The sequence below is a fragment of the Ruegeria sp. AB10 genome (assembly GCF_056542745.1).
Genome location: NZ_JBQGAI010000010.1, coordinates 99,336 through 123,793 on the forward strand (window position 1 = coordinate 99,336; position 24,458 = coordinate 123,793).

Here is a 24,458-nt window from a genome sequence, read left to right on the forward strand (position 1 = left end):
TGCTTCATTTGGGGCGTGTCACAGGAGGGCACTTTCATGCGCTTTTCAGCTTTGGGCTTAAGAACATTTGCATTGGCAGCCGCCGCGTCTCTGGCGATGGCGTCCGGGGGGCTGGCAGATGACAAGGATGACAAAAAGAAAAAGACGATCGAAGGCGCGCTGATCGGCGCGGGCGTCGGTGCACTGGTTGGCGACGGCAAGGGCGCAGCGATTGGCGGCGTGGCCGGGGCCATTATCGGACATAACTGGAAGTGATGGCGATGCAGTTTATGAGATTCAAAATGCCCGTTTGCGCCGCAATCCTGATGGTTCCGTGTGTGGCGATTGCCGATGACGCGGCTGAACAGATGGTACAGGACGCGTTGCCTGTGATGCACTACACCTGCGCTTCGATTGCTGAAGAGGCTGACGGGGACGAAGCCTTTGTTGTCGAGGTCGTGGGCAAGATGACGGCCCTGTCGCTGTATAATCGTCAGATCAATATCGAAGATCACGCGACCACTGACGAGGAAAAGGCGCAACTGCGTGAAGCCTTCATCGCCGCGCTGTCGGAAGGATGCGCCGCCGATAAGGATGCCCTGCTGGGCGGAGTGGTCGACAACGCGGTGAAAACGACGCTGGGCCTGTGATCCGTCAATAATGCGGCGGGCGTTCGTCTCCGAAGACGACTCCGCCCGATCCTTCCTGCGCCCGTTCGGCCTCGCGCTGCAACAGCATCTCGACGCGACGGGTGAGGCGGTCGATCTCGGATTGCTGGCGGGTGACGACCGTGTTCAGCTCTTCGACCGTGCGGGTCAGATGGGCGATCTGTTCTTCCAGATGCTGCATTGGGGACTCCTGTTCCTGCGCCGGTCATAGCGACCCTGTGACGCCGTGGCCAGCGAAAGCGCGCCTTGCCCCGATGCAGGCCATGGGATAGACCGCGCGCGGAACATGAAAATCCCAAGGACGCCCCACATGGCCAAGCCCAAGAAACAGCCCCGCCCCAAGGCGATTACGCCCAAAGGGTTCCGCGACTATTTCGGCCAGGAAGTCTCGCAGCGCACCGAGATGCTGCGGACCATTGCGGACGTCTATCATCGGTACGGGTTTGATGCGCTCGAGAGCAGCGCGGTCGAAACCGTCGAGGCGCTGGGCAAGTTCCTGCCCGACGTGGATCGCCCGAACGAGGGCGTGTTCGCGTGGCAGGAGGTTGACGAAAACGACAAGGGCGACTGGATGGCCCTGCGCTATGACCTGACAGCGCCTCTGGCCCGCGTCTATGCGCAGCATCGTAACGATCTGCCGACACCATATCGCCGTTATGCGATGGGTCCGGTCTGGCGCAACGAAAAGCCCGGGCCGGGGCGCTATCGTCAGTTTTATCAGTGCGATGCGGATACGGTGGGCACGGCCTCGATGGCCGCAGATGCCGAGATTTGTGCCATGCTGTCGGATACTCTGGAGACCGTCGGCATTCCGCGCGGCGACTATCTGGTGCGGGTCAACAACCGTAAGGTTCTGAATGGCGTGCTAGAGACCATCGGTCTCGCTGATGAAAATCAGAAGGACGCTGTTCTGCGAACAATCGACAAATTCGACAAAGTTGGTGAGCAGGGCGTGCGAGAACTGCTAGGTAAAGGCCGCCTCGATTCTTCTGGAGCTTTTATCGACGGTGTCGGCTTGAGCGATGCCCAGATGCAACCTGTTCTGGGGTTTATCAACTATTTCAGCATTGTTCAGAATGAGCTTTCTCAGGAAGCCTCACGTGCTTTCGATGAGGGCAACAATGAACGCGGCGACCAGTTGGACCGAGCGCGGTACGCAGTTTCACATGAATTTAGAAATGATCCAGTAGCTTCCGATCCGGATGCTTTGTCTATTTGGAACACAAGAGTTTTCGATCATCTGAAGAGAATTGTCGGAAGTTCTACTGTGGGTTTCCAAGGCGTTGAAGAGCTTAAGCAAATCTTTGAGCTTCTTAGCGCGCAAGGGTACGGGGCGGACCGGATCAGGGTCGATCCTTCCGTCGTACGTGGGTTGGGATATTACACCGGACCGGTATACGAGGCTGAACTAACGTTCGAGATTTTTGACGAAAAAGGCCGCAAGCGCCAATTTGGTTCTGTTGCAGGCGGTGGTCGCTACGACGATCTGGTCAAGCGTTTCACCGGACAGGAAGTACCGGCAACTGGTGTCTCCATCGGTGTTGACCGTCTGCTGGCTGCCTTGCGCGAAAAGGGCCGGATCGCCGCAAAGGCCACGGGCCCCGTTGTGGTCACCGTTATGGATCGGGACCGCATGGCTGACTATCAGGCGATGGTGGCCGAGCTGCGCAATGCAGAGATCCGCGCCGAGGTCTATCTGGGCAACCCCAAGAATTTCGGCAATCAGCTGAAATATGCGGACAAGCGCAACTCGCCGATTGCGGTGATCGAAGGTGGTGACGAAAAGGCCAACGGCATCGTGCAGATCAAGGACCTGATCCTTGGCGCCAAGATCGCCGAAAGCGCCACGCTTGAGGAATGGAAGGAACGCCCCAGCCAGTTCGAAGTACCGCGCAGCGATCTGGTCGCCAAGGTGCGTGAAATTCTGGACAGTCAGGACTAGGCCATGCCCAACCGTTCCCAGATACAGGCCCGCGCCGCGATGATGCGCGTCCGGTTCGAGGCCGCAGGCGCGCAGGTGGTGGACCCGCCGCTGCTGCAACCGGCTGAAACGCTGCTGGACCTTTATGGCGAGGATATCCGCGCGCGCGCTTACGTGACCTCGGATGCGCTGCGCGGTGAGCAGATGATGCGCCCCGATTTCACCCTGCCCGTAGTGCAGATGCACATGAGCGAGGGGGCCGAGCCCGCGCGTTACACCTATTCCGGTGAGGTCTTCCGCCGTCAGGAACACGACCCGGATCGGTCCAACGAGTACATTCAGGTCGGCTATGAGGTGTTCGACCGTGACGATCCCTCGGGCGCCGATGCCGAGGTGTTTTCGCTGTTCGCGCTGCAACTGCGCGGTCTGCCTTTGCGTGCCGCGACCGGGGATATCGGCATCCTGACCGCAGCCGTCCAGGGCTTGCGCACGACGGACCGCCGCAAAGCCGCGCTGATGCGGCATCTGTGGCGTCCGCGCCGGTTCCGGGTTCTGCTGGACCGTTTCGCGGGCCGCAAACCCGGCCCGGAAGGGCGCGAGGCTCTCTTGAATGCGGAAAACCCGTTGGACCACGACATCCCCGTGATCGGCAAGCGCCGTGCATCCGAGGTGGAGGCACGGATCGAAGCCCTGCGCGAAGATCGCGATACGCCGCCGATTTCAGACAGTGAACTGGCTGGTCTGGAAACGCTTTTGAACGTACGCGAGACCATGCCCTTTGCGCTGGAGCAACTGCGTGACGTGGCGGTGGACCTGCCGCAGATCACCCCGGCGCTAGACCGGCTTGAGGCGCGGGTCGCGTCCCTGCAGGCGCGCGGTGTCGATGTGGATCGGCTGGATTTCGAGGCCGCCTATGGCAGGACATCGATGGAGTATTACGACGGGTTTGTCTTTGGCTTTTACGCCGAGGGTCGCCCGGACCTGCCCCCGATTGCAACCGGCGGGCGCTATGATGCGCTGACCCGGCAACTGGGCAACGGCGCTGAAATTCCGGCTGTAGGCGGCGTCATCCGCCCCGACCTGATGCTGGAGATTGAGGAGGACGCGCAATGAGCCTGAAACTGGGCGTACCCTCGAAGGGCCGGTTGATGGAGAAGACCTTCTCGTGGTTCGAGAAGCGCGGCATCACCCTGTCGCGCAGTGGGTCGGATCGGGAATATGCGGGCAAGGTCGAGGGGATCGATGGCGTTTCGCTGGTCCTGTTGTCTGCCGGGGAAATCCCGCGCGAACTGGCCGCGGGGCGCATTCACCTGGGCGTCACCGGGATCGATCTGGTGCACGAGAAACTGCCGCGCTGGGAACAGCAGGTCGAAGAGATTTCGCAGCTTGGGTTCGGCAAGGCTGATCTGATCATCGCCACGCCCGCCTGCTGGGTGGATGTGGACACGCTGGACGATCTGGACGCGGCTGCTGCGGCGTTTCGCAAGACCCATGGCCACCGGCTGCGCATTGCCACCAAATATCATCGGCTGGTGCGTGAGTTCCTGACGGATGCGGGCGTGGCTGATTATACTCTGGTCGACAGCCAGGGCGCGACCGAGGGTACGGTGATGAACGAAACCGCCGAGGCGATTGCTGACATCACCTCGACCGGGGAAACCCTGCGGGCAAACCATCTGAAAATCCTGTCGGACGGGCTGATCCTGCAATCGCAGGCAACGCTGTGGCGCAGTCGGGTGGCGAAATGCGATGCCGAGGAAAAGGCGGTTCTGTCCGAACTGATGGATCGGCTGCGTTAAAGCAAGCCGATATCGGCCAGCGCGCGGTTCAGGTCATCGGGCAGGGTGTCGTCCTGCTCGCGCCCCTTGGGAAGGTCGGCAGGCGTGTCCTCGGGTTTCAGATAGCGCCAGCCCTGAAACGGTCGTTTAAGGGCGTTCTGGGTGCGATGCACCTCGGGGTCCAGCACGATGGCACAGCGGCGGATCCCATCCTCGCCCCGTACCTCGTCCAGCCGCAGGATGCGCTGGCGGCACTGGATCACGCCCTTGATGACCCAATAGATTGATCCACCGTTCAGAATTTCGGCCTCGCGCTTGGGCCACATGCGGGTGACGTGGCGCGGGCAGCCGTCCTCATACAGCGGTTTGCGGCTGTCCTGCCACGCCATCAGCGTGTCGACGCTTTCCGAGCCAACCGAGAGTTTTATGAGGTTTACGTACTTATCCACAGCTTTCCCACAGAGTCGTCCATCGACTATCTATCCATTGTAGCTCATGCGCGATTGTCATCAAGGTTTAGTAGATGATAGTCTGTATCCCTCTTCTAATACAGGGAATCGCCAATGAGCCGCTTTGCCGCCCCCATCGCCGAGCAGATCTGGGACATGAAATACCGTTTCAAACAGGCGGATGGCACGCCCATCGACCAGACGGTCGAGGACAGCTGGCGACGCATCGCCCGCGATCTGGCACGGGTGGAAAAAGACCCCGCGCACTGGGAAGAGAAGTTTTTTGAGGCGTTGGAGGATTTCAAATACCTGCCCGCCGGCCGCATCACCGCCGGCGCAGGCACTGCGCGGCAGGTGACGCTGTTCAACTGCTTTGTCATGGGCACCGTGCCCGACAGCATGGGCGGCATCTTCGACATGCTGAAAGAGGCCGCGCTGACCATGCAGCAGGGCGGGGGGATCGGTTATGATTTCTCGACCATCCGTCCGCGTGGGGCCGATGTGCACGGGGTGGCTGCGGATGCCTCGGGCCCGTTGAGCTTCATGGACGTGTGGGATGCCATGTGCCGGACGATCATGTCCGCAGGCTCGCGCCGTGGGGCGATGATGGCGACCATGCGTTGCGACCATCCGGATATCGAACAGTTCATCACCGCCAAATCCGACCCGGCGCGTCTGCGTATGTTCAACATGTCGGTGCTGGTGACCGACCCGTTCATGGAGGCGGTCAAGGCCGATGGCCCGTGGGAACTGGTGTTCGGCGACAAGGTCTATCACACCGTTCAAGCCCGTGACTTGTGGAACAAGATCATGCAGGCCACCTACGATTATGCCGAACCCGGCGTGATCTTCATCGACCGGATTAATCAGGCCAACAACCTGAGCTATGTGGAAACAATCGCGGCGACCAATCCGTGTGGCGAACAACCCCTGCCACCTTATGGCGCCTGCCTGCTGGGGTCGATCAACCTGGCGCGCCTGGTAGCCGAGCCTTTCGAGGACGCCGCGCATCTGGATGAAGCCGCGCTGCAGGAGTTGGTGGCGACGTCCGTGCGGATGATGGACAATGTGGTCGACGCGTCGAAATTCCCGCTACCCGAACAGGCCGCCGAGGCACAGGCCAAGCGCCGCATCGGGCTGGGGGTGACCGGTCTGGGGGATGCGTTGCTGATGCTTGGCCTGCGCTATGGGTCCGACGAGGCGGCGCGTCAGACCGAGTGCTGGTTGCAGGCGATCGCCCGCGCCGCGTATCTGGCGTCGGTGGATTTGGCCAAGGAAAAAGGGGTGTTCCCGCTGTTCGACGCCGAGAAATATCTGGCCAGCGGCACCATGCAGCAGATGGACGAGGACGTGCGTGATGCAATCCGCGAGCATGGTATCCGCAACGCTCTGCTGACCTCGATCGCGCCGACCGGCACGATTTCCCTGTATGCGGGCAACGTGTCCTCGGGGATCGAGCCGGTCTTTGCCTATGCCTATACGCGTAAAGTGTTGCAGAAGGATGGCTCGCGCACCGAGGAAGAGGTTGTGGACTACGCCGTGCAGATGTGGCGGGACAAGTTCGGTGACAAGGAACTGCCGGAGTATTTCGTCAATGCGCAGACGCTGTCTCCGTCGGATCACGTCAAGATGCAGGCGGCGGCGCAGAAATGGATCGACAGCTCGATCTCGAAGACGATCAACTGCCCCGAAGACATCAGCTTTGACGCTTTCAAGGATGTCTACATGCAAGCCTGGGATCAGGGTTGCAAAGGCTGCACGACCTATCGTCCGAACGACGTGACCGGGTCGGTTCTGACCGTATCGGAAAGCGCCGACACCGCACCGGGTGAAAGCGCGGCTGCCCCGCACGAGGTCGATGGAGGCGAGGTTGTCTACATGTCCGAACCGCTGGATCGGCCGCAATCGCTGGAAGGCTCGACCTATAAGCTGAAATGGCCAGATAGCGAGCACGCGATCTATCTGACGATCAATGACATCGTCATCGGCGGGCGGCGGCGTCCGTTCGAGGTGTTCATCAATTCGAAGAACATGGAACATTACGCCTGGACGCTGGCCTTGACCCGGATGATCTCGGCCGTGTTTCGGCGGGGCGGGGATGTGTCGTTCGTGGTCGAAGAGCTGAAGGCGGTGTTTGATCCCCGTGGCGGCGCCTGGGTGAAGGGCAAGTACATCCCCTCGATCCTGGCCGCGATCGGCGGGGTGATTGAGCAACACCTGATCAACATCGGTTTCCTCGAGGGCGAAGGCATGGGCCTGAAGTCCGACCCGCAAGCGCAGGTGGTCAACATGGATGCCCCCCGCGGCAAAGCATGCCCGTCCTGCGGCCAGTTCGACATGGTGATGATCGAAGGCTGCATGACCTGCCGCAGTTGTGGGCACTCCAAATGTGGCTGACCCTGGGGGGTAAACTGTTGTGGAACGACACATAAGGTGACATTTATTGACGCCGAGATGCCATTTCTCGGCGTCAAACTTACAACTTTCATAGCAGACTTTTGCGTGCTCCATTATTTAGGCGCGGACAGCGGAAGCTCGCTGCGGGTGCTAACTGCAGATGTTTCTGCGGAGAAGCGGACCTGCTTGTAAGACGGTAAGGGCTTCTTGTACAAAGGAGATCCACGACTGGAATGAGTGGTCCCTTGCGTCGTTTCATTTGGCGCTGGATCTTGCCAAGATCCAAAATCCACGCGTGCCACGTTTCCGCAATTGCCTCTTAAATACAGCCGGTGAACTTTTCGATGGACGAAAAAGAAAGAAAAGAGGCGGAAGCCGCTCTTCTAACAGAAATGCAAACCACCGCCGCCAGCATGCGTGAAATAATAGTGGCAATGCCTCCCCATGATCTACTTGGCTATATTTACGCTCAGCCTATGCTGAAAGGGATGGGAGATAAACAGGTTGCCGATGGGGAACAGCCAGGAGCCGACGACCCAGAAGACCTCATCAACCAAAATCAATTTCTGCTTGAATACGTTCATGCGGTGCTTGCGTCTGATTCTGCTCCCGACGACATGACATTCGATGAACCTAAGTGCGTGGAACTTTATCACCTCAGCCAGAAGCTGCGGGAGCAAGCAATGCTCTTCGCAATGGTCTCATCAGCGGGAACGAAAAACGGCGTATTCGGTCCTGACACAGCCGATATTGAGTTTCGCGCGAAGTCTACTTGGGTCATGCTGCGCGGCAACCGTTATCAAGTCTTAGAAGGGGAGTTTTATCGCTACGTTCTGGCGCCGCATGATGATGTTCTGACAGAGGTGTACGGCGTTGGTGCGGACGATATCGCCGAAGGTTTTCAAGCGATGGCCAACGCCACACGTACTGGTCAAGCCAACGCAATTTTGGAGATGACGCAACAGTTTCAAGCGGCGCAGGCCTTTGCAGACGCAAATGAAAAGTCCGTAGAAGACATCATGGAAGCGTGGGGGGCAGAAAATGCGGAACAACTAAGCTCCGCAAGCCGAGCAATAGACGATATGTTTCGTGGTGGCGTTGCCAATGTAAGCCGTCACACCAAACTCCCGCCGATGCTTCTAGCGGATTTGGCCTACAGTCGGGGGGAGGAAACAGAATTCTTCGCTGCTGGTGACTTTGCGGGTACACCTTACCGGACACTGCCTGCACGCAAAAAACCGTTGATCCAGCTTGGGTCTGACTACTACGCTGTAGACCCATGTTTTGCCCGTGACGCAGGGTATCGTGCACTCCTCTTCAATCTTCTTCAGCGAAAGCCTGACTACAAGAAAGCTTTTGAAGATCGGCAGAAATTTATGAGCGAAGCAGCCTTCGCCGATATTCTCTCTGCCCAACTCCCCAGTGCCAAAGTGCTTCGGGAAGTCTACTACAAGGATCCTACCGCCAAGCAGTGGTCCGAAAACGACACGCTTGTCCTGATTGATGATGTGCTTATTTTGGTTGAAGCAAAAGCTGGAGCCGCTGCAACCATTGCGTCACCTGAGCTGGATTTCGGTCGCCACGCTCAGTCCGTACAAGACTTGGTGCTCAAGGCGTATCAGCAATGCGACCGTTTCTTTCGTTACCTTAATTCTGCAGACGAAGTGCCGCTTTATCAACGTATTGATGGCAAGTACAAAGAGTGCGACCGTGTCCGCCGCTCCGACTATCGCGTGTTGGTGCCAATCGGACTTACCGTCGAGTCGTTCTCGCCCCTTGCGGCATTCTGCAAGGAACTGCCGCAAGTCGAACCGTTGCTTGGGCAGCATGCCTTTATTTCTCTGTCAATTGACGACTTATTCGTACTTAAGCGGTTTTTGCCTACGCCAGGATTTTTTGCCCACTACCTAGAGGTTCGGCAATCCGTTGCCAGGGTTCGCCGAGCTCATCTCTTCGACGAGTTCGACCATCTTGGTGCTTACCTGACAAAAAATCGATTTGATCATGATTTGGCTGAACAGCTCAAAGACGGCAAAGCCAGCATGGTCTTGTGGGATGGAATGAGTGAGATTGTTGACAAGTGCTTCGAAGGAGAGGACTGGGAAACTAAAGCGCTTCCTATGCAGGAAATCCCGTTGGAAGTGTCGAAGATTCTTGATGCCCTTGATGCCACTCGAGCAAGCGGATGGCTTTCAGCGGAAAGTCATATCCGTGACTTCGGGGGGGACGGCAAAAATAATCTCGCGAAAATGCTGATTGATCTTCGGAAAACCCTGACCGAGCACCCATTTCGCTACTTTTCTCTGGGCGGAGATAGCGACCCGCTCTTCGTTTGGCTTCAGCAATACAATCGCCAAGTCGACTGGACACAAGTGAACAACAAAGCAAGCGCAGTCGCAGTGGCCCTCAAAGCTAAGAACGTCATTGGTGTCTTTGCTGAGGTCAGCGCAGATGGTGTTTATCATCAAGCAAAATCATTTGCAGTCCAAATTCCCACATCTCGGACAGCCGAAAATGCCCACATCTATGAGGATGCCTCTCGAATGGCTCAACCTGCCAGGAGGATGACACTCAACCGACCAGGACAAACTGCCCCGCCTGCTAAAGCCAAGAAAACAGGCCGGAATGAACCTTGTCCCTGCGGCAGCGGTAAAAAATATAAAAAATGTCACGGCCGCTAACAGTGCAGTCTATGGCTGGTCAAGACAAGCTCACTACTGCCCTCTATGCAATTTTAGGCCCCGTAAAGGAGAGCCCACAGGATTCTATGCTATCGCTTTCTGCGAGAAACCCGTTGTTTCGGTGGCGCGGCGTCAATTTTTTAGTGCGGATGAACTATGGAAATCAGTGATATTATCCCCAAAGACGGTGTTCCTCAGCAGATCTACTGCGGCAACTGTAATGCACACACTGAACTTTCTTTTTTTGACTTCAATGAAACTGTCTCTGGTGTCGCCATCAAAATCTGCGGTCTACCGGTACTGAGGTGCCCTCAATGCGGACATGAACAGCTTCCGGACGGTTCACGTTTTGCGATAGTAAATCTCCACAAAGATGCTTTTGAGCGATCGTCAAAGGTGGTTAGGGTCAATAGGCGGAAACATACTGAAAAATTCGGGTTCACGAATGTACCTTTTCTCTTTGACCCTGACGACTATTTTTACATTCCTGGTTTGTATCGTGCCTTTGATGAAGGATTCCTCCAACCCGTGTTTTTCAATCGCAGTGTGCTATTGAAGTATGACAATTCCCCTGAATACAGCGTGAAATTCGCATCGACTACCTACGGATCGATTGACACTCAAGAGGACAGCATTAGCTTTGGTCTCAATCGTCATGGACATGTCGTCATGTGGCTGGGAGATATCGCCAAGCTGCCTGAGAAAGAGCAATTTTACCTGCGCTCAGAAAACATTCCTTCTGATCATTCGCTAGGGAGCGAATTCTATGATGGTCAGATAGAAGCGGTGTTCACCGAACTCGCCAAAGAAGAAGTGCTGTTCCGCCTCCGATCTGAATTCCTAAGCAAGAGCCTTGCCCGGTTTGGTGTTGCGCTTGGTCACCTCGAGGCGGAGGCTTATGATCTTGCACTATCCTTCACTCCACCGGTCGTCGATACGCCGAAAGAGCGACGTCACGTCGCCGACACTTTGAACAAGGTCTATTTGGAATCTCTGGATAACGCTGCGCTCGACGGAGTCGTAAAGAGCCTTGGCGTGAAATCTCCGGGGCCCGGAAGTTTGAAGCGTTTGCAGACCATATTGGAAACAATGGCGTCAAACAAAGAGGTTGCGGCTCTTATGTCGCCGCTTTATGTGCTCTACGACCTCCGCGTTGCCTACTCGCATTTGACGCCGGGATCAAATCCGCCTCAGCTGGAAACCGTGACAAGACGCCTTGGCCTAGAAGCAGATGCATCGCTCTTTGATATCTATGAAAAGCTCATTGATGGCCTTTCAAGTACGTTTTCCAGGATGAGCAAAATTTTGGAAAACGCTGGTGACCACAAAGCTGTTCCGCACTAGATCACTACCGGTTGCCAAGTTCTGCCACCAGACCCAGCCTAAGAAGCGCTTCGTTCGCAGCCGAAAATCGGTTCAATCTCCCGAAACGTTACTACTGCGACGCTGTTCTCTTCTCCAACTTTTGCAAACTGCAGGGGGGTCGCTTGGCTCATGAGAAGAATCCGCTCTATTTCGTTCACTTCGAAGCCTACAAAAGTCGAAAGCGCTTGTCGGTTTTCTTCGATTTCTTCGCAGCGGTTTAAATGCTTTCGAAGAAGGTCGGGTTTTCCGTTTGGTTTTATCTTGCCTTTGTATTTGCTAAGTAGCCATGCGATGTCGCCCATGGTTTTGGCAAATGAAAGGTCTTTGCACTCGATTATCAGCACTCGCCTCTGGTCTTGATTCCATGCCAAGACGTCGACATCACCAAAGCCTTGCTTTTTCGCACGGGAGAGAATTTGCCCATCCGATAGATTTGCTCCGGCCTTCCAGCCAAATCGACGAAGTTCTTTCGCCACTGTTTCATTGAATTCTTCTCCCTCGCTACCATTGATCTTGCCCATCCATTTGAACATGCTTCCGCCAGCGCGAAAGAACTTCTGGTCAAAATCACCGAGGCGCGCATCAGAGACGTATTTCAGAATGTGCAAGTATGTCATTGCCGGGGCGACAAGACAGGTCGGATCATGGCGCGTGTCGAGCTGAATGATCGGTCGTGAGACTATTGAGAGTTGGCGCTGGAAGCGCCAAGGGTGCCAGCTCGACTCCTCAAAACCCTCCGGTACATCGTTCCATGATGCTCTGGGCGCGAGGAGGAAAGGTTCTAGGCAAGTTCTTAACCGCTCTTCTTCCAGCCCAGTGTCGGCTGCTAAACGAGCTAAAAGTTCGGAAAGCCGCATAGGCATCACCGCCTTGCGATCAGTATGAGCGATTGTTTCGAAGCCGCCGAGAATTGCTGCTATCTCATCAATGGAGGAGCCATACTCATCAAACCAAGCCTGTTCGAAACTCTCATCCAACTCTGACTTGTCCGACTTTGGGTGATCATTTTCCCAAGCCCGTGGCAGGGCATAGTTCTCAACATAGGCGTCAGCGGCATCGCGTAGTGCCTGCGACTGAAAGCTTTGTCCAAAGGGTGTGATGACATCATCCGAGAAGGAGTGATTCATCATCACATCGCCTGCGGGTGATATCTTGATCTCCGCTGGCATCATCCCTGCTTCCATAGCAACCGAATAGCCTCCAAGGTGATGAAGCAGTGCGGCGCGCGACATGAGTTGAGCAAGATCATACCGCCCCGGCGTCAAACCGTCATCTAGTGGGCACTCTGAAACTGCAGCTTCCACAACCAGCCTGGAAGCCATGCTTGCGGCATTCAATTTTGCAATCGACTCTGAAGCCTCATCCGTTGCACCTCCCTCGACGGTACTTAGAGCATTCACCGAAGCGAAGGTCCGCTTCCAAGTTTCGAATTCCTTCATCGCAGCTTCATGATTTCGAAGCAGGGCGTAGATCGTCTTAAGGCGGTTGAAATTGGCGAGACTCGCCTTCAGTTCGTTCACAACTGCATCAACCAGTTGGCGAAGATAAATTTTGCAGTCCTGGAGGCCGTTGATGTAGAGGCCTTGCGAAGGGTCGCGGCACTTCCAACCTAGACCAAGGCGCGACTGTGCATCATCCAGAGATGTGATCTTGATGACTGATCTTGGTAGATCATCCCTGATGAAATCGCGGATGTTTGGCACGGTAAAGCCGTGAAAATGCCTCGCATGTTCAGAGGGCATCACGGCGCTTACAACGGCTTCGATTTGCTCGTCTTCAACGGCATCTTGTAACTGACCAATAATACTGGAAACCATTGCGCGGACGACAATCCGCTCTCCGAGATTATCATGACGTTGCGACGAGAGGAGATATCCCTCATGCAATTGAATTCTGGCGGCAATATATCCCGCAATTTCGATCGGTCGCGTACTTACTTGGCTAGATATCTCCTTCTCATCGGGGATGGTTGTAGCCTCCACGGGCATTTCATGGTCGTCAAAAAATGCCTTAAGGCAGACATTGAGGTTTTCCGTGGTCACAGTTTCATCCAAGTGTCGGAAAACCTGCTCACTCCAGTGCATCACCATCGCAAGCATGTGGTAGCTTAGTGAAGCGTCTGTGCCTTGCGGGACACGACCCTCTATCCAATAGGTTCCCTTTTTTCCCAGATAGACAGATCTCCACAAGTCTCCGCCGATACCTTTAAGGTCAACGTAAAAGGGAGATAGCTCATCGGTGCCGTATCTCGGTGTCCCACTGTTCCGCCTAAATCGCGACAGCGTTCCATCGGGGCGTCTCAGCGTTTTAATATGCGCGCCAAGATTTGCTCTCTGACGTAGGTTCAGATTTGAGTTAATCGGTAGGTGAAGAACGCTTGCTCCGGGAGCATCCAGAAAATCGTCCTGAAGCTTTTCGTGCGGAACAATATGCCCGTGGTTCTCCTTCATCCACGCGTACAAGTTCAGTAATCCGTTAGCATTTAGGATTTCAATCCCCATCGCCTCGGCGCTGCGCTTTGCATCCAAAACACGGAATATCTCCAAGGATGAAAACGAAGGGAGACGCGACAAAGTGAAGGCGTCAAACGCAGGCATCATTTCAATGCGCCAGTTTGGTGGTAGTTCATGCAGCCCAAACCCAAATCCGCGCCCCCAACCGCAGCCGATGACAAGGGTGACGGCCTCCCGATATCCCGCTCGTTCCGCAACCTCGCTGTGTGCTTCTTCTATTGCGCGCCTTACAAAGCCGGCCGTCTTGTCGAAGTCGTTGTGTCCTGCAAAAGTACCATCCTCATAGCCGTCGAAGCTATCGACCACGAAGACAACGTGAAGATATCTGCCAGGGTCGATTTCTTTCGTGGCATGGGACACATAAAGACCGGCATATTTTGCAAGTTGGGGCGTAAGGCGAGTATCCCCCAAAAATGGCTCTGATGAGAAAAGACGAGTATATGCATTTGTAATCGAGGCGTGCAAAACCTCTTGCATGTCTGCTTCGATACATTGCTCGATGATGAAATGGCGGATTGCCAAGCCTATGACGCTTGGCGCAAAAAATATCAGACCTTTCTTTGTCTCGTAAACCGGATGCGCTTCGACGGGGGTGTGACCAGGTTGGAGCTTGTCTAGTAGCTCAAAGGTATCTTCATGAATGATGAAGGGATCTAGCTCTTGCCTGGTAACACCAATTTCATCCAACTCATCGAAAGAAAAGGTGACGTTCTTCATCAGCTGTGACCAGACTTCAGCGCCCGGCTTTCTAATTTTTGAAGCTGGTACTGTGTTTCCAATGAGGAACTCGTCAACTCCAACTCGCTCAGCTATCGTCTGAGATACTCTCAAGAGCGCTCGCACCGAGTTTTTCAGAGCGAGATAGGCTCCGCGATCGGGCATATCATCTAAAGCATTCAGGAAAATCTGTGTTTGAAATGCGTTTCCTTCCGCGGTGCCTTCGAATACCAGAAATGACTCTGATGAGAGCGCGACCGGAGCGACGAAAACATCCTCCGCAGGATCTTCCAAGCGGCCACATGTGCCGTCGTCAAGTTGGTTAAACCAAGCGGAGGCCTTTCCCGGAGTGATTGAGGTCCGGCCCCGCGCGAACATAAGCGCAAGGTGGATAAGGACTTCAAGCCGTCGATTGTTCGACTGGAACTCAGGCAAGGTCAGCATCGCGCCAAAACATGACAGGCAAGAACTAAGTGAACAGTTCTTCATAGCTCGAATGACCACGGGATACTCGGCTGCGAAATCTCCGTAGTACCTGCTCAGCTGTGGCATTATGAATTCATCGATGTTCGGTTGACCCGTTACCGATAGCTGCGCAGCATTCATGTCCGGTGGACCAGACTTGCCTTTGATGAAGTCTGAGATCAGCTTAAATACATCATCTTCTTCGTTCATTTTCGCGAAATCACTTGCTGCTCGTTGTGTCCCACTTCAGTTGCAAGAACTGCGCCAAGCCGAATTCTTTTTGCGATAGCATATCAATTTGGTGTGCGCAGGACTGCGGGAAGGAAACACTAATATCTTTCGTTTGCTCTTACCACTGCGATTGAGGGGACGTTGAGAGACCAGTGTTCAGTCCGAAGTTTACCTATGACTGCAACTCAGACTAACGTCCGCATTGGCAAAGCTGCACTGCGGCATTGGCAAACGCGCTCAAAGTCTGGAATGGGCCGCTCATTGAAAAAGGCGCTTGGGTACAGGTAGTTGCGAAGCCAGTCTTGCAAATTGTAGCGACGCACGGTTGGCAGCCGAGAAGTATGCTTCCAGCTCATCGATTTCAAAGCTTTCGGGTGGTGGTGCCGATGCTTTTAGGTGGTCTAATTGTGATCTTGCCGCGAGTTCAATCCTCTGTATCTCCCTTTGCTCTTCAGGAATGTGCCGTGGATCGCGAAGTTGTGGCCCATTTCGCCATTCGTGGTCCCGCCATGAATCCCGAGCAGACTGGCACTTCATTTGTAACTCAGCGAAACTCTTCTCCACATTTATTTCAGTTTTTTGACGTTCTATACGTAAAGAGTTGATTTCGGTGTGCCGGGCCGCTTCTAGCGCAGCCTTCATAGATTGTCGGTCTAGAAACCAGAAGGCGACTCCTAAAGTCGCAACCACAGCTGTGTAGAACTCCAAAGGGTTTACTAAAAATAGATTTTGCGCAGCCTCAATCACTAAATGCCCCTTAAATTGCTACGGTTCACCACTACAGGTGGGCATTGCTCCACTTCCGTTCAACCGTTTGGATCGACTAAACGAAGTAAGTGTTTGGGTCCAATGAATGTCCGCAATGCGGGCTGCGACCGCAGCATAGAGGAATTATGTTGGATGTCAGGTATGGGCCGTTCACAAAGCGGCTTCCTTCTTCCACAGACTAGATTCCACATTGGCTCTGATGACCGCACTGAATCCAAACATTATGCGCTTTGGGAGTTTGGACATTCCTTACGTTGTAACTCAGTGAACTGAATTCTTGAGAAGATATAGCTTGATCACTGGCCAGCGTATTTCCTAAGAGGTTGAGTCGTTAATATAGGGCAACAAACAAAGTTTTTTAGTGCTTAACATGAGTAGAGAGAGCAAATTTCTAAGTCTGGTGCTTCGGCACAAACCTGAAGAAATTGATCTTCAGCTCGATACGCATGGATGGGCTCGCGTTGACGAGTTGCTGCGAAAGCTTAAGAAATCCGGTCGGAAACTCAGTCACGACGAGCTCATTGAGATTGTTGAAACGAGCGACAAGAAACGCTTTACACTGTCTGAGGACGGAAGGCGTATCAGAGCGGCACAAGGCCATTCGATTGAAGTCGATCTTGGCTTGAAGCCGCAACAGCCTCCATGCGAGTTGTATCATGGAACGGCCAGCGCGAACTTGGATGCGATCTTTTCAAATGGTCTGGTGCCGGGGAAGCGTCAGCAGGTTCATCTGTCTCTTGATCCGGATACCGCTGAACGTGTCGGGCAGCGCCATGGTCGGCCACTTGTGTTGCGCGTTGAAGCTCAGCGGATGTTTGACGACGGGTTTGAGTTTTTCCGCGCCGACAACGGTGTTTGGCTTACCGATGCGGTGCCTGCACGCTATTTGGGCTTTGGTCAGATTTCAGAACAGTAGAACCAAGCGGATTTACGAGAGGTCGCAGAAGCCGCATGCGCAAATGCAATAAGTTAATAATCGTTTTGATTATTAACTAACCATTTGAAATAAATATATTAATTGGGAATTTTGCACCTGATTTATCTTGTGCGCCTCACCTGGGTTTGTATTGTGTACACGAGGTGACACCAGATCTGGTGCACCGAGAAGACGGCTGATTTCTGAGGCAAACAATTCAATGGATGAACAGCGCACGGATGCAGAAACTCTGAAGTACCAGCTCAAGATGGCTGGACTTGCGCTGGCTGATGTGGCCGAGAGCGTCGGTGTCTCACGTAGCCTCGTAAGCAAAGTGATCCATCGCAGCCGGAGTTCAGAACCGGTTCAAGAATTCATTGCGAAACAGCTCGGGACGTCAGTCGAAGAACTGTTTGGCACGGATAAACCAAAAAAGGAGAACCCGGATGAATAAATAAGCAACCCCCGGGAAGACGAAAACCCTCTTTCGTCAATGACGATCGAGGGCTCTCAGTAGGTAGATTTCTAGGCCACCTCTGACGAACTTCCCTTCTCATACGCCAAAAGTCAAGCTGCGACGCCGCTCTGCGGCGGCGCTGGCTATTGTTTTTACGTAAAATGAAGGAGGCGCGTGATGTCGTCACCAGAATCTGGCTCTATGGCCGACGATCAACAACATATTAGCCCGAAATCGGAACTTGATGCACGGCAATCCTATGTCGATTGCTCCCAGGGAATCGTGAGGGCCCCAATGGGCAGTGCCGGAACCAGAAAGCTAAGCAAGAGATCGCGTCAAAGTAGCCGGGGAGGTATCCCATACTTTAGCCCAAAGTTGCAAAAATATGTGACTCTCAAAACTGAAAGCCACTTGGAGGGGGCTTGTCACTATGTCGCAATGGCGGATCCGAATGTTGTGCACATCTGGGATCAGCCCAAACCGGTGAAATACTATGAATGGGATGGTCGCAAAGCAGAATACACAGCCGATGCACTGATCGAATACCGATCCGGCCTCAAAGTACTGGTTGAAACAAAGCCCTCTGCGATCGCGATTAAACACCAAACGGAACTCAAGCTAACGCGGGTTGCGGAATTTGTGCCGGCTGACTTTGCCAATCAGGTTACGTTGTTCACGGAAAAGAGCTGCCCGAAGTGGCTCGTCGCCGATGCGCGCCGCCTGCATGAGTTTCAAAAGCATCCTGACCCTGAAGCGGATGACGCGATCCGCGAAGTAATCGATCGCCTGAGTGGTACAACCACTTTGGGAGCACTGGCGGGGAAGACTGACCTGGCTGGCCGAGGCTTCAGGGCAGCATTTCGTGCCGTTTTTCGGGGTGAAATCCAACGGGCAAATGCGGGATCGCTAACCGCTAGCAGCTCTGTTTTCAAAGCGGAGGAAGCAGCATGAAAGTTGCACCCATTTTCCGCATCTATCCGCATGACAAGGTGGACTACAACGGAGCAACGTGGCGAGCGTTCGCGCACGGTCCTAACGGCGTCACACTTCGCTGCAGTGACAATCCCGAGGTGTTTGACACCATATCCCACGAAAAGTTGCGGCGCCTGTTAAAGGCTCCGCATTTTAAGATTTGGCCGGGGCACTATTCCCAGAGTTCGGCCCGTCTTCGGGCACTGAGAACAGAGGAGTTGATCGCTGATCAGCCTCTCTGGCAGCAGCAAAAAATCCGGGACCGGCTGTTTTGTATTCAAAGATGGTTCACCGAAGAAGATGCGGGGAGAGTGAAGCGCACTCCGCTCAACGCTAAACCATTCATCACTGCATTAGATATCGAAATGATGAAAAGATGTATTGGAAGGACGCTTCAGCAAAAGAAGCGGCAAACCGGACAAATTGTAGAGGTAACCTTTGGCCCGTCCTTTGATACCCTGATGAGGTGGGTCAGGAAGTATGAGAAGTCGGGCTACAACCCTCTCAGTCTCAAGGATGGCAGATGCAATTCAGGCAATCACAATCGAAAGTTCTGTGATGAAACATATGCGTTCATAGACACTCAAATTCTGGCATATGCGTCTCCGGAAAGGCGTTATGCAAATGAAGTTGCCTTTGAGACGCAGCTTGCAATCGATGACATGAACGAAGCGCGTCTTGAGGCGGGTCAAAACCAACTAGGTCGGCCCTGCGCCAGGCAGATCGAGCGGTATATATCAGAGCTTCCACCCTTCCTTGTAAAATGCGAACGCGAAGGCATAGATCGCGCACGAGGCATTTTCAACTGCTCGTCGACTGGCCTTGAAACACTCTTGCCATGTGAGCGTTTCGAGATGGACGGTTGGAAAGGCGACGTAATGCTTCTGCTTCATGATGCAGGAATATCAAGTAAACTGCCGCCCGAAGTTTTACAGAGAATTCCCAGAAGCCGTGTCTGGGTTTATGTCGTTATTGATCATGCCACACGCTGTGTTGTCGGGCTTCGTGTTGTGCTGAATGGCAGTGCAGATGAAACAGTCCGTGCCCTCGAGATGGCAACCCGCGACAAGACGACGATATCTGATGCTGTCGGCACGACTTTTAATTGGGTTGAAGGAGGCGGATTCTCAATGGTCGTTTCCGATCAGCGCAGCGAATTTGCAAATGAGCAATTCGAGACGGCAGCAATTGCAGCGCTCGGTGCGTACGAAAGAAACCCTGCTGCCGCCCCATCTCTTAGGGGTGTCAATGAAAGGCTCTTTGGGATTTTTTCAACCAAGATCACCCCGATGATGAGTGGCCGCACCTTTGGAAATATCTTTGAACGGGGCGATATTGATCCGGCTTCGACCGCCGCCTTAACGCCGGAACAACTTCTGCGGATTCTGATTTGGTATGTTGTCGATATCTATCACCGGACCCCTCACGCAGGTATCGGGTACGTAGCTCCCTCAGTCAAATGGGCCGAGCTTACCAAGGAGGTAGGGGCATCTGCGCCGCCGGACGGCTACCGGATGCGTGCGGCATTTGGAGAGATGATCACCCGTAAGGTTGACGGTACCGGTGTCCTTGTGAATGGGATTCGGTATACAAGTCCGAAGCTTAGAAAATTCTTCATCGACAACTATATGTGTGACGTCGATATTCGTGTTGATCCTTACGACATTAGTTGGGTTGTTGTGCGCGTCGATGACAACTGGATTGCGGCATATTCTACCATTCCTGATCTTGAAGGGGTGACATCCGAGGAATGGGCTGAGGCCAATCTCGCGAAAAAACGAAAGGGGCAGGCGCAGTTTGAACGCGACCTGCCAGCCATTCGAAAAGCAATTGCAGCCATCAGAAAGATCAACGGGGATGCTGCAGCTCTGGTGGGTCTAACTCCCAAGAGGTTGACTGCGGATTACATAAACCAGTTGGAAGAGGATCTCTTCAATGGTGAAGAAGTCATCCCATGGCGCGATCCGGAGCCAGTTCCTGATGTTGGTCAGGTTTTCACTGGCGGTATCCCAACCGGTCAACCCAAACAGGGTGAGAATGATCTAGAGTCTCCGATCGTCGAAGCTCCAAAGCCGTCAGGCTTGAAGCCCAAATGGACTCTGGAGGGCGGAGAATGAGCGATTTGAGCAGAGAGGAAACTCTGGCAAACAGCGCTGATCGCATGGTTCAGCTCGGCAAATTGTTTGTGCGCCATGATCGGTTTGTTGATCTTGAACAGCGGATTGCTGCCTTGGCCAGGCAGCGGCGTGCTGAACTCAAATTTGGGGAGATCAGGAGGCAGAAGGGTCTTTCAGTGATCGGCGAGTCTGGTGCGGGTAAATCAGAAGCACTTAAGAAAATTCGTCAAAACTACTGTGTGCCGCGCAAAAACGCGCCCGATGAACGTGTCGGTGAGTTTGTAACGGTCGAAACACCTTCACCGGCAACACTGAAGTCAACCGGCATCGCAACACTGGAAGCCCTGCAGTTTGATATTGTGGGAAAACTAAGTGCGCCTGAACTTTGGAAGTTGGTGCGCCATCATCTCGCCGAGCACAAGGTGTTCTTTTTGCATTTTGACGAGGCTCAGGACTTCATTCTAAACCAGTCTGGCCGTGAAGCGAGCAGCGTGATCAACACGATCAAGAGCCTGACCCAATCTGAGACCTGGCCGGTTTCGGTTATATTGTCAGGTAATACCGTTCTGGCCGATATTCTGGACAGTGACTTTCAGCTTGGACGGCGGCTTCCACCCGTCCATTTTGAAAATCTGGTACCAGAAGCCGACCTGGATGATGTTGAACACATCCTGTCACAATATCTGAGTGCTGCGAAGCTGGAGTTTAAGCCACCTACGGAGATGAGCGACTTCTTGGCAAGGCTGATAGTCTCTGCCTCGGGGCAGCTTGGTCTGGTTTTCGAGTTTATTCTGGAGGCAATACAGCTTGTCTTCGACGCCGGTAGAACAACCCTGGAGACAGGTGATTTCAAAGAGGTCTATCGACATCGTACCGGAGCCGTGGATGGTGCTAACCCGTTTGTTGCGGACGATTTCAAAAGCATCAATACGCGAGTCGTTCTGGAAGGGAAGCTGGTCAGGAAAGGGGGGCACAATAAGCCTTGGGCATTGTCATGAGGCGAGCAAGACTAGGGTTAACTCTTCCAATCGGGCGAAATGAACCAGCAGTGGCTTACGCCTCTCGGTTGGCTGCCTTAAATGGCTGCTCCAGTCTCTGGGCGTTCTGCAGTCTGGTGGGTCTTTCCGCTTTGAAGCTCTCACGCGCTGACCCAGAGGAACTGAACCGCCTTGCAGATCTTTCGGGTACAGTCGTCGCGGATTTGGCGCGGTTCTCTATTCGGACGAATACACGCGCCACACGTACTCTTGGAGGTCAAATATTTCCGAACAAAGATATCAAGATTCAAACCCAATACATCTGCCCAAAATGCGTTCTGGAAGCCGCCGATGATCGCGAATGGTATCATGTTCCCCCCGATGTGTTTTGGTATCTTGATTTTGTGCGAACCTGCCCGAAACACGGATTGTTGCTGATCCCAATGCCAGAGCAGCAGGTCGGCTGGTTTCCATATGATTTTACGGCTCGTTTGTCGCAGGCTCAGATTGGGAGAGAGACGCTGATTGGTCTGATGACACATGCTCCAACCAGAGTGGATGAATTCTCTATCGCTTCATTCTCCGGGAACACTGACAGTACCTGGCTGGCGGGCAGCAGTGCCTATGCATTGTCCCGTGCGAGCGAAAGACTGGGTTGCATAATTGAGGGATTCAGATCTGCCAGGCAGTTAAGTCGTCAAGAACTAGCCCGGCTGGCAGATGTTGGCTTTGCAGTGATTTCAAATGGGCCGGAATCTCTGCGACGCGTGTTGGAAGAACTCATAGAGCAACGCGGCCGATCCAGCCTGCGCAAAACTTTCGGCGTGTTCTTTCATCTTATGGATGGGAAAATGGGTGACGCAATCCCAATGGTCCGGGCTGTTCTCAGAGACGTGATTCTTGAGAATTTCGTAATACACCCGGGTGACAAACTACTTGGCGAGGTGTGTACGACACGAAGGTTTCACACCATTACGTCCGCCTCCGATCTGACCGGTGTACATCCTGTGAAGCTTGCAAATGTGCTGAGGTCGGCAGGTCTTATGGCTGAGATATCTGCGTCAGATCCCATTATGATCGAAGCAGAACCAGCGGAAGAGATGCTTCGAAAGCTGTCATCCTCGGTACTCACAAAGGATGCGTTGAGTTTCCTCGGGCTGCCCTGGCGGCACTTGATGAGCCTTCAGGATTCCGGATTGATTGCGCCAGTTAACCCAGCCTGTAGAGGGCAATACATGTATTGCCTTCATGAACTGAAACACCTGCGGGACGCGATGTTTAAAAACGCTCGCGTATTATCGGGAGAAAGCGCGGATCTTGTGCCGGTCTATAAAGCTGCAAATCAATCTGTTTGCAGTATCAGTGAAGTCGTAACACTACTGACTTCCGGGAAACTTCAGGACGTCGGTCTTGTTGGAGGCGTGCGAGGTTTTGATGCTATACGTGTCGATCCCGCCGAGGTTTTTGAGGCACTGCCAGCTTACCGGGAAGTTACCGATGCAATGACACGGGAAGAGCTTCTGAAGCATTTCGGTGTCTGTGGGAAAACACTGGCCTTCCTGCTGCGTGAAGGTCACTTTGATGAGTTCCGAACCCGATGCAGGCAGTCTCGAAAGGTGCGCTCATATATAACTATTTCCAGCGTTGAACGGTTTTCTGAAACCTACGTCAGCCTCAGAAACCTGGCCCAGGAAATGCAAATTTCAGCACGCAATCTCAGCTATCTGATCAAAGGGGCTGGCTTGTATGAATTGCCAGTGCCGGAAAAGTGCCGAGGGAGATTTTTTCGGCGTGAAGACGTGCTACCTAGAAACAAGTTAATGGGCTTGGATGGCTCAAATAATAATACAGGAGGCAGCCTTTGAAACTGCTTTTCCTTTCAGACCTGCACGATGACTTCTGGGTGGATGCCGACCGCGATCCTTTTGAAGGCATCGAGGATCAAATTGGCGGGCTCGACCACCTTCTGATCGCGGGCGATCTTACCAACAAGCCAAAGGTGCGGTGGAAGTACGCGTTTGAGAGATTGTCGAAGCTGCTGCCGCTTGAAAGAGTTTCGATTTTCCCAGGCAACCACGACTTCTATGATTTTCGCCTCGATGGCGAGGACCGTCTGGAACAAATCGCCTCCGCATTTGGGGTCGGGTATGTGCAAAAGAAGCAGCTTGTGTTTGGCGATACACGTGTTCTTTGTGCGACACTTTGGACCGACTTTGAGTTGGGAGCAGGTAGAACCATCAACGAAAGTCACGCCTCCGCACGAATGAATGACTTTAGGCACATTCGCGTTGCTTCCAAGGGATATCGAAAGCTGAGGCCGTCCGACCTTGTCTTAGCCCATCGCAATCAACTCGATTGGCTGAGCGGCGCTCTCGGCGAGGATTTTGACGGACAAACCTTCGTGGCAACCCATCACGCCCCTCATCCTTCCGTGCTTGAGAACCAGGACGGCAACATCGCTGCTGCATATGCCAGCGATCTGAGTGAGCTTATTCTGAAGCATCGACCTGAACGCTGGTTCTTCGGCCATTGTCACGGGGTTAGAAATTCAAGTGTTGGCGATACGCAGCTGATCAATGTGTCCCTCGGATATCCCGACGAAATTGTGGACCCTGCAGCGCGGATCAGAGATCTGATTTTTGAAATCTGAACGGCTGAACTCAACCTGAAGGCGGTTTACATAACACCCGTTCAGCGACGTTCGCATTTTGTTACGAGAAATTGTTTCTGCCAGAGGTTGTCTGCGCGTACTCCCAATATGAAGAGCGCGCTCAGACGGATTGGAGCAGAATGGCCGGGCATATGGCCCGGCTTGATGGGCCCCGACGGGTCCGCCGCCATCCCCATCACCGCACTTGATCCGCCCCACAGTGCGGCGTCTCCTGCGGTCCCCGCGCTTGATGGGTCCGGGTCCCCAATAACCGTTTCAATCAACCGCGAGAGATCATGAAGTGAAGGCGTCGTTCTCGGTGATATTTTCAAATGCGGGTAAGAATGCGTCATGGTGCAGCGAAAGGTAGCGTGTGATCTGCTCGCTGCGCATCAGTTTCGCGATGTAACCACGGGTCAGGACTAAATTGAGATGAT

The 24,458-nt window shown here is 53.8% G+C and carries 19 protein-coding genes; 15 read left to right on the top strand and 4 right to left on the bottom strand.

What is annotated here, in order from left to right; all coding sequences use genetic code 11:
- The first annotated feature begins 36 nt into the window (after window positions 1-36).
- Window positions 37-255 (top strand): YMGG-like glycine zipper-containing protein, encoded by a 219-nt coding sequence (locus ACR0NT_RS16580; RefSeq protein WP_170440677.1) that lies wholly within the window; start codon window positions 37-39, stop codon window positions 253-255.
- A gap of 26 nt (window positions 256-281) precedes the next feature.
- Window positions 282-629 (top strand): hypothetical protein, encoded by a 348-nt coding sequence (locus ACR0NT_RS16585; protein ID WP_480443393.1) that lies wholly within the window; start codon window positions 282-284, stop codon window positions 627-629.
- Window positions 630-633: 4 nt separating this feature from the next.
- On the opposite strand, the gene ACR0NT_RS16590 is transcribed toward ACR0NT_RS16585, so the two are convergent.
- Entirely contained in the window at window positions 634-828 is a 195-nt protein-coding gene (locus ACR0NT_RS16590; RefSeq protein ID WP_170440680.1) for a SlyX family protein, read from the bottom strand.
- 129 nt (window positions 829-957) lie between these two features.
- Between ACR0NT_RS16590 and hisS the strand changes: the two genes are divergently transcribed.
- Genes hisS through hisG form a run of 3 tightly spaced genes read left to right on the top strand, consistent with a single transcriptional unit; the run spans window position 958 to window position 4,367 of the window.
- Complete coding sequence (gene hisS / locus ACR0NT_RS16595; protein WP_170440683.1) at window positions 958-2,589, top strand: histidine--tRNA ligase; 1,632 nt, start codon at window positions 958-960, stop codon at window positions 2,587-2,589.
- 3 nt (window positions 2,590-2,592) lie between these two features.
- A complete protein-coding gene (locus tag ACR0NT_RS16600; RefSeq protein WP_170440685.1) occupies window positions 2,593-3,681 on the top strand; it encodes an ATP phosphoribosyltransferase regulatory subunit in 1,089 nt (362 codons plus the stop codon).
- Entirely contained in the window at window positions 3,678-4,367 is a 690-nt protein-coding gene (gene hisG, locus ACR0NT_RS16605; RefSeq protein WP_170674699.1) for an ATP phosphoribosyltransferase, read from the top strand. The genes ACR0NT_RS16600 and hisG overlap by 4 nt, the downstream gene beginning before the upstream one ends.
- Here the strand turns inward: hisG and ACR0NT_RS16610 are convergent.
- Window positions 4,364-4,795: a DUF1489 family protein gene (locus ACR0NT_RS16610; protein WP_170674701.1), complete on the bottom strand. Its 432-nt coding sequence runs from the start codon at window positions 4,793-4,795 to the stop codon at window positions 4,364-4,366. The genes hisG and ACR0NT_RS16610 overlap by 4 nt on opposite strands.
- A gap of 114 nt (window positions 4,796-4,909) precedes the next feature.
- Between ACR0NT_RS16610 and ACR0NT_RS16615 the strand changes: the two genes are divergently transcribed.
- From ACR0NT_RS16615 to ACR0NT_RS16625, 3 genes are all read left to right on the top strand, one after another.
- A complete protein-coding gene (locus ACR0NT_RS16615) occupies window positions 4,910-7,192 on the top strand; it encodes an adenosylcobalamin-dependent ribonucleoside-diphosphate reductase (protein WP_170674703.1) in 2,283 nt (760 codons plus the stop codon).
- A gap of 344 nt (window positions 7,193-7,536) precedes the next feature.
- On the top strand, window positions 7,537-9,873 hold the full coding sequence (locus ACR0NT_RS16620; protein WP_170674705.1) for an SEC-C metal-binding domain-containing protein: 2,337 nt from the start codon (window positions 7,537-7,539) through the stop codon (window positions 9,871-9,873).
- A 156-nt stretch (window positions 9,874-10,029) separates the two neighbouring features.
- Window positions 10,030-11,217: a hypothetical protein gene (locus ACR0NT_RS16625; RefSeq protein WP_170674707.1), complete on the top strand. Its 1,188-nt coding sequence runs from the start codon at window positions 10,030-10,032 to the stop codon at window positions 11,215-11,217.
- A gap of 38 nt (window positions 11,218-11,255) precedes the next feature.
- Here the strand turns inward: ACR0NT_RS16625 and ACR0NT_RS16630 are convergent, their stop codons facing one another.
- Window positions 11,256-15,143 (bottom strand): hypothetical protein, encoded by a 3,888-nt coding sequence (locus tag ACR0NT_RS16630; protein WP_170674709.1) that lies wholly within the window; start codon window positions 15,141-15,143, stop codon window positions 11,256-11,258.
- Between the two features lie 279 nt (window positions 15,144-15,422).
- A complete protein-coding gene (locus ACR0NT_RS16635; RefSeq protein ID WP_170674711.1) occupies window positions 15,423-15,911 on the bottom strand; it encodes a hypothetical protein in 489 nt (162 codons plus the stop codon).
- Between the two features lie 391 nt (window positions 15,912-16,302).
- Between ACR0NT_RS16635 and ACR0NT_RS16640 the strand changes: the two genes are divergently transcribed.
- The 7 genes from ACR0NT_RS16640 to ACR0NT_RS16670 all read left to right on the top strand — a co-directional run bounded on the left by ACR0NT_RS16640 (window position 16,303) and on the right by ACR0NT_RS16670 (window position 24,021).
- A complete protein-coding gene (locus ACR0NT_RS16640; protein WP_170674713.1) occupies window positions 16,303-16,848 on the top strand; it encodes an RNA 2'-phosphotransferase in 546 nt (181 codons plus the stop codon).
- A gap of 220 nt (window positions 16,849-17,068) precedes the next feature.
- Window positions 17,069-17,302: a helix-turn-helix domain-containing protein gene (locus tag ACR0NT_RS16645; protein WP_170674715.1), complete on the top strand. Its 234-nt coding sequence runs from the start codon at window positions 17,069-17,071 to the stop codon at window positions 17,300-17,302.
- Between the two features lie 180 nt (window positions 17,303-17,482).
- Window positions 17,483-18,256: a hypothetical protein gene (locus ACR0NT_RS16650; protein WP_170674718.1), complete on the top strand. Its 774-nt coding sequence runs from the start codon at window positions 17,483-17,485 to the stop codon at window positions 18,254-18,256.
- Window positions 18,253-20,394 (top strand): Mu transposase C-terminal domain-containing protein, encoded by a 2,142-nt coding sequence (locus ACR0NT_RS16655; RefSeq protein WP_170674720.1) that lies wholly within the window; start codon window positions 18,253-18,255, stop codon window positions 20,392-20,394. The genes ACR0NT_RS16650 and ACR0NT_RS16655 overlap by 4 nt, the downstream gene beginning before the upstream one ends.
- Window positions 20,391-21,392 (top strand): TniB family NTP-binding protein, encoded by a 1,002-nt coding sequence (locus ACR0NT_RS16660; RefSeq protein WP_170674722.1) that lies wholly within the window; start codon window positions 20,391-20,393, stop codon window positions 21,390-21,392. Before ACR0NT_RS16655 ends, ACR0NT_RS16660 begins: the two co-directional genes overlap by 4 nt.
- Window positions 21,389-23,236 carry a TniQ family protein gene (locus ACR0NT_RS16665; protein ID WP_480443398.1) on the top strand — a complete coding sequence of 616 codons (1,848 nt, stop codon included), beginning with the start codon at window positions 21,389-21,391 and terminating at the stop codon, window positions 23,234-23,236. The genes ACR0NT_RS16660 and ACR0NT_RS16665 overlap by 4 nt, the downstream gene beginning before the upstream one ends.
- Complete coding sequence (locus ACR0NT_RS16670; RefSeq protein WP_170674726.1) at window positions 23,233-24,021, top strand: metallophosphoesterase; 789 nt, start codon at window positions 23,233-23,235, stop codon at window positions 24,019-24,021. The genes ACR0NT_RS16665 and ACR0NT_RS16670 overlap by 4 nt, the downstream gene beginning before the upstream one ends.
- Window positions 24,022-24,458: the final 437 nt, after the last annotated feature.